General features: G+C 64.1%; 9 protein-coding genes. 7 read left to right on the top strand and 2 right to left on the bottom strand.

What is annotated here, in order from left to right; translation table 11 throughout:
* Nucleotides 1-8: 8 nt before the first annotated feature.
* Nucleotides 9-1,130, top strand: a complete 1,122-nt coding sequence (locus NKI96_RS12095; protein ID WP_352804561.1) for a DUF2336 domain-containing protein — start codon at nt 9-11, stop codon at nt 1,128-1,130.
* Between the two features lie 4 nt (nt 1,131-1,134).
* Here NKI96_RS12095 and NKI96_RS12090 read toward each other — a convergent pair whose 3' ends face one another.
* Together NKI96_RS12090 and parE are read right to left on the bottom strand one after the other, a co-directional pair.
* Nucleotides 1,135-3,204 (bottom strand): FUSC family protein, encoded by a 2,070-nt coding sequence (locus NKI96_RS12090; protein ID WP_352804559.1) that lies wholly within the window; start codon nt 3,202-3,204, stop codon nt 1,135-1,137.
* Nucleotides 3,205-3,306: 102 nt separating this feature from the next.
* Nucleotides 3,307-5,361, bottom strand: coding sequence for a DNA topoisomerase IV subunit B (gene parE / locus NKI96_RS12085; RefSeq protein WP_023744803.1), 2,055 nt, complete (start codon nt 5,359-5,361; stop codon nt 3,307-3,309).
* 257 nt (nt 5,362-5,618) lie between these two features.
* On the opposite strand from parE, the gene cpaB reads away from it, so the two are divergent.
* From cpaB to NKI96_RS12055, 6 genes are all read left to right on the top strand, one after another.
* On the top strand, nt 5,619-6,524 hold the full coding sequence (cpaB, locus tag NKI96_RS12080; protein WP_023681601.1) for a Flp pilus assembly protein CpaB: 906 nt from the start codon (nt 5,619-5,621) through the stop codon (nt 6,522-6,524).
* Between the two features lie 78 nt (nt 6,525-6,602).
* Nucleotides 6,603-8,003: a type II and III secretion system protein family protein gene (locus NKI96_RS12075; RefSeq protein ID WP_031262407.1), complete on the top strand. Its 1,401-nt coding sequence runs from the start codon at nt 6,603-6,605 to the stop codon at nt 8,001-8,003.
* Between the two features lie 4 nt (nt 8,004-8,007).
* Complete coding sequence (locus NKI96_RS12070) at nt 8,008-8,274, top strand: hypothetical protein (protein ID WP_023667602.1); 267 nt, start codon at nt 8,008-8,010, stop codon at nt 8,272-8,274.
* Nucleotides 8,275-8,319: 45 nt separating this feature from the next.
* Nucleotides 8,320-9,534, top strand: coding sequence for a CpaE/TadZ family protein (locus NKI96_RS12065; protein ID WP_023667601.1), 1,215 nt, complete (start codon nt 8,320-8,322; stop codon nt 9,532-9,534).
* Nucleotides 9,531-10,952, top strand: a complete 1,422-nt coding sequence (locus tag NKI96_RS12060; RefSeq protein ID WP_023667600.1) for a TadA family conjugal transfer-associated ATPase — start codon at nt 9,531-9,533, stop codon at nt 10,950-10,952. The genes NKI96_RS12065 and NKI96_RS12060 overlap by 4 nt, the downstream gene beginning before the upstream one ends.
* 5 nt (nt 10,953-10,957) lie before the next feature.
* The gene (locus NKI96_RS12055; RefSeq protein WP_023667599.1) at nt 10,958-11,923 is read left to right on the top strand and encodes a type II secretion system F family protein; all 966 of its coding nucleotides are present in this window, start codon (nt 10,958-10,960) and stop codon (nt 11,921-11,923) included.
* The last annotated feature ends 1 nt before the right edge of the window (nt 11,924 follow it).

The raw sequence follows: 11,924 nt of genomic DNA, 5'->3' as shown, positions 1-11,924 counted from the left end.
CAGGCAGTATGGTTGTCTCGCATTTTCTCAAATGGATCTACACCGCGAGAGTTTCGGAGCGCGCCGCGGCGGCGAGCGCGCTGGCCCGCGCCTACGTCAATTCCGACCTGCCTTTCGAAGACCGTTGCGCGGCCGAAGCGGCGCTGACGCTGCTGCTCGACGACGCCTCGTCGAAGGTGCGGCTGGCTATGGCCGAAGCGCTGTCGATGAGCCATCACGCGCCGCTGCAGATCATCAGCGCGCTTGCCTCCGATCAGCCGGAAGTGGCAGCCCTGGTGCTGGCGCGCTCCCCGCTGCTGACGGACGCCGACCTGATCGACCGCGTCGCGGCCGGGCACAAGGCGACGCAAAAACTGATCGCCGACCGGCCGGTCGTTTCGATGGCGGTTGCCGCGGCGATCGCCGAGATCGGCGAACCGGAAGCGTGTGCGGCGCTGCTCGCCAATGACGGCGCCGATATCGCGTCGCTCAGCTTCCGCCGCATGGCCGAGCGGCATGGCCATATCGCTCATTTGCGCGAGGCAATGGTCACGGATGTGCGGCTGCCGGCCGACTGCCGGCACATGCTGCTGGTCAAGCTCGGCGAAACGCTGAAGGCTTCGCCGCTGGTGATGGCGCTGATGGGGGCGGCCAGAGCCGAGCGGGTCACGCGCGATGCTTGCGTCAAGGCTTCGGTGCGGCTGGTCGAAGGCACGCGCACTGAGGAACATGCGGCACTTATCGAACATCTGCGCCTGCGCGGCGACCTGACCGCAAGTTTCATCATCCGTGCCATTGCCCACGGCAAGGTCGACTTTTTCGGCTCGGCCCTGGTTGCGCTCAGCCAGCAGTCGGAGCAGCGGGTGCGGGCCTTGCTCGCAGGCGGCCAGGACGTTGCGTTGCAGGCGCTCTTCCGCAGCGCCGGCCTTGCCGCTTCCACCCATGGCATCATCCTGCGCGCGCTCAAAATCTGGCGCGAGGTCGCCAACGGCAAGCGCCTCGCCGGCGTGCAGGAGGTCAGCTGGCTGATGCTGAAGGAGCTTGGCGGTCCGGCCACCGAGGGCGATCTCGCCGGCCTGGTCAAGTCGATCCACCTCGACGCGCTGCGGGAAAACGCGCGCGGGCATGCGCTGGCGATAGCCGCGGCCTGACGCCCTAAACTCGGTCCTTGGCGAAGAAATCCGGGAAATCCTCGATCGCGGCGGCGATGATGCGCAGCGAGGCTGCGATCTGCAGCATATCCGCACCGCCGCTGCGCTCTGAAAGGCTGGCTGCATATTGCCGGGCCACAGTGACAGTTGCTGTCTGTGGATCGCCGGTTGCGCGAAAGAGCAGTTCACGCGCGAGGCCGCGCAGGAAATTGGCGATCGAGAGTGCGGTGTCGGTAGGAGTGGACGGCCTCTGCTGCGCGGCGCGCAGGCGCAGGATTTCGAGGCCGACGGTAACGGCGGCGACCCCGCCGCCCAGGATCGCATCGCCTTTCCTGCCGGCATTTTGCAAGAGCGGCATCAGCTGGTTGATGCGGTCATAGGCCAGACTCTCGAAGGCCGAACGCCGCGGCACCCGCTCATGCAGGCACAGCCGCGCCAGATCCTCGCGCATGGCGCGCACGATGCGGTTGGCCGCGCGCCATGGATCCACCGGCAGCACCACGATGAAGACGCAGATAGCCAGCAGGATGCCGACCAGCACCGACGCCGAGCCGGCGAAGAACGGGCCTGGGGCATAGGTCATCGCCTGATGCGGGCTGAGGAAGGCGAGGAAATTGATTGCAAAGGCCGTCGCCACGCCGACGGTGCGCGGATTGGCCATGCCCAGCGCCGTCGGTACCAGGATCGGCACGACAAACAGCGTGAACCAGCCGAAGCCGGGCAAAGCAGGCAGCGCGACCTGGCCAACAAGGAAGGCAAAGGGCAAAGCCAGCAGCGTACCCTTGAAGAAGCCCCAGGACACCCGCACCGGGTCAGGCCGCGCGGCGAAAAGACTGGAGACGACCGCAACGAGGATAACGGTGCCGGCCGCGTCGGACCATTTCGTCGTCAGCCAGAAGGCGGCGACCGCCAGCGTGGCAAGGGCGGCGCGTATGGCATTGCGCGAAGCCCCGGGATAATCGCGATGCACCACCAGCGCAGGCAGCTGCATGTTGCTCCGGCTCGGGCGCGTCACCGGTGCGCGCAGGGCGTCGAGGCCGCGCAGCACCTGCTTGAAGGCTTCGGCGAAATCGGCGGCGATGGTGAGGCGCGTGATGGTGCCGACCCTGTCGTCGCCCTGATCGGTCGAGGCGTCGGGCATTTGCCGGGCCTTGCCGGCAATCGCGTCGAGCCGCGTCACCCAGGGCGACGTGTCCTCCAGCGCCTCGGGCGTGGCTGCCAGTTCGCTGACCAGCGACTGCAGTTCCGAGCGCTCCGGAATGAGCGCTGCGTTTTTCGGCGCGGCGTGAGAATGCAGCGCGCGTGCCGCCGACAGCGCCGACAGAAGCTGACCGATGGTTAGGCGGACCGGATGGGCGCGGGTGGCGAAGCTCGGGGCTTCGAGCCGGGCATAGGTGCGCATCTCGGCCAGCATCTGGGCGTCCGTGATCAGCTTGCCGTGCAGGCCGGCCAGTCTCGCCGGGTCGCCGCCGGAAAAAGCGCCGCCCGCATAGGTTGCAAGGTCGAGGATGCTGCGCTTCAGCCTGGAGATGATGGCGTCAGCGGCCAGCTTGGGCAGGATCAGCCGGCTGGTCAGGCCGGCGCAGACGATGCCGAGCACGATCTCGGCGCAGCGCGCGACAGCGAGATCGACGATCACATGCGGCTGGCCGAAAGCCGGCAGCCCAATGATCATCGCGGTATAGCCGGCAAGTGCGGCGCCATAGGCTTCCGGATTGCGCAGCAGCGACGAAACCAGCGTGCACAGCCCAATCCAGACGGACAGCGCCGTGACCAGCAGCCAGGGATTGGTGCCGAAAACCGAGGTGATGCCGATCGCCGCAAGTCCACCGGCCAGCGTGCCGAGCAGCCGGTAAAAACCTTTCGCCAGCACCATGCCGGCGACCGGCTGGGCGACGATGAAGACCGTCATCATCGCCCATTGCGGGTGGTCGAGTTTTAGCGCGTAAGCAGCGAGAAGCGCGATCAGACCGGCCGAAACCGTGCGCAGGGCGAAAATCCAATCCGAGCGCGTCGGCTGCGTCAGGCCCGCCAAACTAGTTTCGAAGTAGCTCTTCAGCCGCGCCCAGATCACAAGCTGGTCTCCGTATCGGAAGCGCAGGCTAGAGCAGTTCCAGGAAAAGTGTGAAACGGTTTTCCGCCCGGAGCTGCGTCAAAACGAAGAGTTGGCCGGCGCTCAGATATCCAGCACTTCCGTCGCGGCGAATTCGGCGCGTTCCTGGATGAAGCGGAAGCGGGCTTCCGGCTTGGTGCCCATCAGCGCGTCGACAGCATCCTTGGTCGCGGCCACGGCGTCGATAACATCGACCCTGAGCAGCGTGCGCTTCCTCGGGTCCATGGTGGTTTCCTTGAGCTGCGCGGCCATCATCTCGCCCAGGCCCTTGAAGCGGCCGATCTCGACCTTGGCGCGGCCGGTGAATTCGGTGCGCAACAGCTCGTCCTTGTGCGCATCGTCCCTGGCATAGGCAACCTTGCCGCCTTGCCGGATCGAATAGAGCGGCGGCACCGCCAGATAGAGATGGCCGCCATTCACCAGGTTCGGCATTTCCTGGTAGAAGAAGGTGATCAGCAGCGAGGCTATGTGAGCGCCGTCGACGTCGGCGTCGGTCATGATGATCACGCGGTCGTAGCGCAAATCCTCGTCGCGGTATTTCGAGCGCGTGCCGCAACCGAGCGCCTGAATCAGGTCCGATATCTGCTGGTTGGCGGCGAGCTTGTCGTTGCCGGCGCTGGCGACGTTGAGGATTTTTCCGCGCAGCGGCAGCACCGCCTGGCTCGCACGGTCGCGCGCCTGCTTGGCCGAGCCGCCGGCCGAGTCGCCTTCGACGATGAACAGTTCGGCGCCCGCGGCGGCGTTCTGCGTGCAGTCGGCGAGCTTGCCGGGAAGGCGCAGCTTGCGCACCGCGCTCTTGCGCGACACTTCCTTTTCCTGGCGCCGGCGCACCCGCTCGTCGGCGCGCGCAATCACCCATTCCAGCAGCTTGGAGGCTTCCTGCGGATTGTCGGCCAGCCAGTGGTCGAAGGGATCGCGGATGGCGGTCTCGACAATGCGAATGGCTTCGATCGTTGCCAGCCTGTCCTTGGTCTGGCCGACGAATTCCGGCTCGCGGATGAAAACCGACAGCATGCCGGCCGCCGAGATCATAACGTCTTCGGAGGTGACGATCGAGGCGCGCTTGTTGCCGACCAAGTCGGCATAGGCCCGAAGCCCGCGCGTCAGCACATTGCGAAAGCCGGCCTCATGCGTGCCGCCTTCGCCGGTCGGGATGGTGTTGCAGTAGGAGTTGACGAAGCCGTCACCGCCGAACCAGGTCACCGCCCATTCCAGCGAGCCGTGGCCGCCCTGTTTTTCGCTCTTGCCGGCGAAGATCTCGCGGGTCACCTGGAAGTCGTCGCCAAGCGATGCCTTGAGATAGTCCTTCAAGCCGCCGGGGAAATGGAACTCCGCCTTGGCGGGCGTCTGGTCCTTTTCCTTGATCAGCGATGGGTCGCAGCTCCAGCGGATCTCGACGCCGCCGAACAGATAGGCTTTCGAGCGGGTCATGCGATAGAGCCGCGCCGGCTCGAAGGCGGCGCCCTTGCCGAAAATCTGCTCGTCGGGATGGAAGCGGATTTTGGTGCCGCGCCGGTTGTGCACTTCGCCGAGCTGCTCCAGCCCGCTCACCGGAACGCCGCGCGAGAACCTTTGGCGGTAAAGCTGGCGACCGCGCGCGACTTCGACTTCGAGATGGTCCGACAGCGCATTTACGACCGAGACGCCGACACCGTGCAGACCGCCGGAGGTCTCATAGACCTTGCTATCGAACTTGCCGCCCGAATGCAGCGTCGTCATGATGACTTCGAGCGCCGGCTTCTTGAATTTCGGATGCGGATCGACCGGAATGCCGCGGCCATTGTCGGTAACGGTCAGAAACCCGTCGGCCGACAGCTCGACATCGATGAAGGTGGCATGGCCGGCGACCGCCTCGTCCATCGAATTATCGATGACCTCGGCAAACAGATGGTGCATCGCCTTGTCGTCGGTGCCGCCAATATACATGCCGGGACGGCGCCGCACCGGCTCCAGCCCCTCCAGCACCTCGATGTCGGCGGCGCTATAGCCCTCGCTGCCGTCCTTGGTCGCGGCAGGACGCTTCGTGGCCTGCACCAGCGGGTCGGCCGGGCGCTCCGGTGTCCGAGCCGGTTGGGGCTGCTTTTCCAGATTGCCGAAAAGATCGTTGTTGTCGTCCATGCCTGCCATAGAATCCGGTGCCGCGAATCACCCGTCGATACTGCCACGCTTTTCGGCGCCAAGCGACGGAAGTTCCTGTTACGTTCGGGGATTAAACCCTTCTTATCCTAAAACCTTTCGATAACCAAGCTGGCGGAAATAGGTCCCTGCGGAGCGGGCGCGATTCCTGAATCTTTAACAAAGCGGCCTAGCGTCGCCTCAACAAAACAAAAGACCACGAATGTCAGGGGTTGGTTGTGAGGGGCAAGGCCATAACGATGATTGGCATCGCTGCCGTCTTCGGCGCGATTTCAATCTTTGCCGCGGATTTCTGGGTGAAAAGCCAGGCCAAGGCCGATGCCGAAGAGAAAACGGCGTCGATCCCGGCGCCCGCCGTCCCCAAGGTCGTCTTCAAGACCATCGTGGTGGCCAACGCGCCGTTGCGTTACGGCATGGAGCTTGACCGGGCGCAGCTCAGCGAAATCCCATGGTCCGAGGATTCGGTGCCGCAGGGCGCGTTCACCACAGTCAATGCATTGCTCGCCGAAGGCAGCCGCGTGGTATTGTCGCCGATCGAGATCAACGAGCCGGTGCTGATCAGCAAATTGTCGGGGCCGAACGGCCGCGCGACGCTATCCAACATGATGACGCCCGGCATGCGGGCGGTGACAATCCGCACCGACGAGATCGCCGGTGTCGGCGGCTTCGTCATGCCGGGCGACCGGGTCGACGTGGTGCTGACACGCGATGCGGGCGAAATCCAGGAAGTGGCCAAGAACGCGCAGGGCGCTGCCGGATCGACCGTTACCTCCGAGATCGTCGTCTCCGACGCCAAGGTGCTGACCGTGGGGCAGGGCGCCGACGAGCGCCAGACCACACCGCAGATCGCCAATTCCGTCACCATCGAGGTGACGACCGAAGGCGCGCAGAAAGTGGCGCTTGCCCGCACCGTCGGCACCTTGTCGCTGTCGCTCCGCTCGGCCGCAGACGGAGGGGCCGCCAAGGACGGCGTCACCACCATCTCGTCCTTCGGCGGATCGGTCGCCTCCGGCGTCCAGGCCGCTGCCGGCGCGCTGTTCACTGCCGCGACCAAGGAGCCTGAGAAGCCGAAATTCAAGACGATCATCGTGACGCGCGGCACGCAGGTCGAAGAATACCAGGTTCCTGCGCGGGACCAGCAATAACTGCCGGTGGGGACCGGGCGAGGGACGGGACAGATGTCGGGACTTCATGCATTTCGAACTACGAAAGGGCTGCGCCCAATGCGGGCGCTTGCGGTGGGGGCTTGCCTGGCCGCGGCCGCAATGCTCGGCCTCAGTGCGCCAGCCAAGGCCGACAACGATATCGTCCATGTCTCGTCCACAACGAATGCGTCGATCAAGGTAGCCAAGGGCAAGCCGAAGACGGTCATGACCAATGCCGCCTTCTACCAGATCGTCATCGGCGATCCGGAGATCGCCAACGTCAATCCGCTGACCGACAAATCCTTCTATGTGCTGGGCAACAATCTCGGCACCACCGGCATCGCGCTGTTCGACGAGAACAAGCAGTTGGTCGGCACCGTCGACATCGAGGTGACGCTGGACACCGACCAGCTGGCCAGCACCATTCGCGCCAGCGTGCCGGACGCCAAGATCAAGGTCGGCTCGGCCAATGGCCGCGTCGTGCTGTCGGGCGAGGCCGATGACGCGGTCGCCGCCGAGAAGGCAAGCAAGATCGCCAGCCGCTTCTCCGGCAATGAAGAAGTGATCAATTCGGTCAACATCTCGTCCTCGCAGCAGGTTCAGCTCAACGTCCGCTTCGTCGAGATCAATCGCCAGGCCGGACAGGATCTCGGCGCCAAATACAGCGCCAATTTCGCTTACGGCATTGGCGGGCGCGACGTCACCCTCGATCCTGGCACGGTGCCGGGAGCCGGCAATGGCGAGATCATCGGCCGGCTGCTGTCCAACGGCCTGTCGATCGACGTCGCCATCAAGGCGCTGGAGGAACGTGGTCTCGCCAGGCGGCTGGCCGAGCCGAACCTGATCGCCCGCTCGGGCCAGACGGCAAGCTTCCTCGCCGGCGGCGAGTTCCCGATCCCGGTCTCCGAGGACAATGGCAAGATTTCCGTCAGCTACAAGAAATACGGCGTCAGCCTCGACTTCACGCCGACGGTTCTCAAGGACGGGCTGGTGAGCCTCGACATCGCGCCGGAAGTGTCCTCGATCGACGCTTCGGCCTCCTACAATATCGGCAATATCTCGGTCCCGGGCTTTATCGTGCGCCGCGCCAAAACATCCGTCGACCTGAAGAATGGCCAGAGCTTCATGATCGCCGGCCTGCTGCAGTCACAGAACGACATTACCACATCGCGTCTACCCGGCCTCGGCAAGCTGCCGGTGCTCGGCTCGCTGTTCTCCTCCAAATCCTATCAGCGGCGCGAGACCGATCTGGTGATCATCGTCACCCCCTATCTGGTCAAGCCGGTCGATCCGTCGAAGAAGCTGCTCGAGCCGACCGACGGCACGCAGCCGGCCAGCAATGTCGACTATTTCCTCAACAACACCGAGGAAGTGAAATCGTCCGAAGCCAATCGTGCAGTGGCAATGGCCAGCGGCAGTACGCCACAGCCGGCCGCGGTCACCACCGTCGGGCATTTCCTCGACCTGCCGAAGGATTGAAGCCATGCGCGTGGAATCATGCATCGCCCTGCTGATCGCCGGCCTCGCCGGCGGCTGCACCAGCGACGACTATGTCCGCTCCGAGGGACCGACGATTGCCGCCGGCAACGCACAGGCCGCCAATACGGCCATGCAGATGGTCGATCCCTGGAAATACGGCGTCCAGAACACCAGGCTGCTGGTGCCGGCGCAGCGCAGTGAGGCGGCAGTCAACGCCGCCGACCAGGCTGCTGCTGCCAAGGCCGTGCAACCGACAGCGACAACCGATTGATTTGCCCCGGTGATTTGACCGGGAATGACCTGACAGGCTGACAAAATGGCAAGCGGCATCAAGACCAAGAAGATCCTGCTGGTGTCCAGCGACCGGACCTTTGCGCAGGATACGCGCACCGCGTTCGCGGCCTCGGAGGTGATCCAGCTTTCGACCGTCGAGAAGAACATTACCGAACTGCGCGGCGAGGTCCAGGAAGCCGATTTCGGCGCGCTCATCGTCGACATGGATGCGGCAAAGCTGGAAGAGATCGAGTCGCTGCAGCGCATCATGCGCCGGCTTGAAGGCCGCGTTCCGGTGGTCGTCGTCACCCAGGAATTCAACGCAGCCGCAGTGCGTATCCTGGTGCAGCTCCAGGTCGCCGATTTCCTGGTCAAGCCGATCACCACCGCCGATCTGGTGCGGTCGGTCGTGCGCGCGCTGCAAGGGCCGGGGCGCGAGGAAAACACCGAGTCGCAGATCTATACCTTCATGCCGGCCGCCGGCGGCGTCGGCACCACGACGCTGGCGCTGCAGACCGCCTTCCAGCTGCATCATTCGGTGACGCGCGGCGCGTCGACCTGCGTGGTCGACCTCAATTTCCAGCAAGGCGCCTGCGCCGAATATCTCGACCTCGAGCCGCGCTTCGACATCACCGAAATCGAGAACCAGCCCGAGCGCCTCGACCGTCAGCTGCTGGATGTGATGCTGTCCAAGCATGCGAGCGGGCTCTGCGTGCTGGCGGCGCCAACGCATCCGTCGGAAATGCGCTCGTTCAAGACCGATGTCGTGGTGCGCATGCTCGATCTCGTCTCGGCCTATTTCGATAACGTCGTCATCGACATGCCGCGCACCTGGTTTCCGTGGACGGAGACGGTGCTGCTCGGCTCCAACAAGCTCTACATCGTCGCCGAAATGACGGTGCCATGCCTGCGCCACACGCAGCGGCTGATCCAGGCGGTCTACGAGACGGCCGGCAAGGAAGTGAAGCCGAACGTCATCGTCAATCGTTTCGAGCAGAAGATGTTCGACAACGGCATCAAGCAGGCGGATGTCCAGGAAATCCTGGGCGAGCATTTCGTCGGCGGCATCTCCAACAATTACCGGCTTGTGCGTGAAGCGGTCGACCGCGGCGTGCCGCTGCATGAGATCGACCCGAACGCCAACGTCGTCAACGATCTGAAGAGGATCATCCTGCCGGAAGAAGCCGTGGTGACGCCGGAGAAATCGCGCTCGCTGTTCGGCATCGGCAGGGGCCTCCTGAAGAGGAAAGCCGGATGACCAGCCGCTTCTCGACCCTGCAGAACCGTGACGTCCGCGCGCTGAAGCCGGCCGAGGCGGCGCCGGTCGCGCATCACGCCGTGGTCATCCCGACGAACCGCAAGGCCTTGCCGCCGAAGCCGGAGACAACACCGGGAAAAAGCGCCAACAAGGTGCTCGATGCCCGCGTGCGCATCCACCGGCTGCTGCTCGAGGAAATCAACCTGGTCGCGCTGGAGCGCCTGCCCAAGGATGAGATGCGCCGGCAGGTGCAGGAGTTCGTGTCGGAAAAGACCCGCCAGGAGCGTATGGCGATCAACACCGTCGAACTTGAAGCACTGGTCGACGACATCGTCGATGAGATGGTCGGCCTCGGGCCGCTGGAACCGCTGCTCAAGGATCCCGACATCAACGATATCCTGATCAACGGCCACCAGAACTGCTTCGTCGAAAAGCGGGGCAAGCTGCAGCAGGTCCATATCCCGTTCAAGGACGAGGCGCACCTGTTGCGCATCGTCAACAAGATCGTCGCCGCCGTCGGCCGCCGGGTCGACGAATCGCAACCGATGGTCGATGCCCGCATGCTCGACGGCTCGCGCTTCAACGCCGCCATTCGCCCGGTCGCCGTCGACGGGCCGCTGGTGTCGATCCGCAAGTTTTCAAAGAACAAGCTCGGCCTGCACAAGCTGGTCGAGTTCGGCGCCATCACCCAGAACATGGCCGAGGTGCTGGCGGCTGCAGTCCACGCCCGCAAGACGACCATCATCTCGGGCGGCACCGGCACCGGCAAGACGACGATGCTCAACGCATTGTCAGCCTTCATTCCGGAAGACGAACGGTTGATCACCATCGAGGACGCGGCCGAACTGCAGCTGCAGCAGCCGCATGTCGCGCGCATGGAAACGCGCCCCGCCAACATCGAAGGTCATGGCGAGCTGAAGCAGCGCGACCTGGTCAAGAACGCGCTGCGCATGCGCCCTGACCGCGTCATCCTCGGCGAGTGCCGCGGCGAGGAGGCCTTCGACATGCTGCAGGCGATGAACACCGGCCATGAAGGCTCGATGGCGACCATCCACGCCAACACGCCGCGCGACGCCATTTCGCGCCTCGAGCAGATGCTGGGCATGACCGGCATGCCGATGACGGTGCAGTCGATCCGCAGCCAGATCGCCAGCGCGCTCGACCTTATCGTCCAGCTGACGCGACTGTCGGACGGCAAGCGCAAGGTGACCAGCGTCGCCGAGGTGACCGGCATGGAAGGCGACGTCATCCAGATGCAGGAGATATTCCGCTTCGTGCGCACCGGCATGGAAGCCGACGGCAAGATCCTCGGTCACTACGAGGCGACCGGCATTCGCCCGCGTTTCCTCGAGGACCTGCGCAATATGGGCATTGAATTCCCCGGCAAATATTTCGAACCCGGCCGGCCGCAGGAGTAAGCCGGGTGTTCGAGAATTTCAGCCCGATCTATGTCGTCTATGCCGCGGCAGCGCTGACCGGCATCATGATCGCCGAAGGCTGCTATCTGCTCTATGCCGGCCGCAGCGACAAGCGCCTGGCTATCAACCGGCGCATGAAGCTGCAGGAAAACAAGATCAGCCAGGAACAGGTGCTGATCCAGCTGCGCAAGGAACGCGGCCTCGATTCCGGCACGTCATCCTTCTCGCCCGACCGTTTTCGCGCGCTGCGCACGCAGTCTGGCATGGTGATGCCCTTGCCGAAATTCCTGACGATGACGACGGGCGTGGCGCTGGCGATGATGCTCGTCGCGCTCTGGTACGGCCTGCCGCTGTTGCTCGCCATTTTGCTGTTTGTGGTGCTGACAGCGCTGCTGCCGGTAATTGTGCTGCGCTCCAAGCGTGCCCGGCGGGTGAAGCGTTTCGGCGTGCAGTTGCCGGAGGCGCTGGAATTGATCACGCGCGGCTTGAAGGCCGGGCATCCGGTTCCGGTGGCGATCTCGATGGTGTCGCGCGAGATGCCCGATCCGATCGGCACCGAATTCGGCGTTATCTCCGACGAGGTGACTTATGGTTCCGACCTGGTTTCGGCGTTGAATTCACTGTTTGATCGCGTCGGCCAGGAGGATCTGCCGCTGTTCGTTACCGCGGTTTCCATCCAGACGAGTTCGGGCGGCAATCTGCGCGAGATCCTCGACGGGCTGTCGACGACGATCCGCGAACGCGGCAAGCTGCGCCGCAAGGTGCGCGCCATTTCGACCGAGGGTCGTATGTCGGCCTATATCCTGACGGCGGTGCCGGCGCTGCTGTTCGCCGCCATCATGGTGATGATGCCGCAATTTTATCAAAGCGTCTGGGATGTGCCGAAGACCTGGTATCTGCTGGGCGGTTCGGTGACATGGCTGATGCTGGGCAACATCATCATGTTCAAGATGTCGAACTTCCGGTTCTGAG

Origin of the sequence: Mesorhizobium sp. M0292, assembly GCF_040321695.1 — a bacterium.
Taxonomy (GTDB): Bacteria; Pseudomonadota; Alphaproteobacteria; order Rhizobiales; family Rhizobiaceae; genus Mesorhizobium.
Note: the sequence above shows the minus strand (reverse complement) of the source record. Positions and strands in the feature narration are given on the sequence as shown.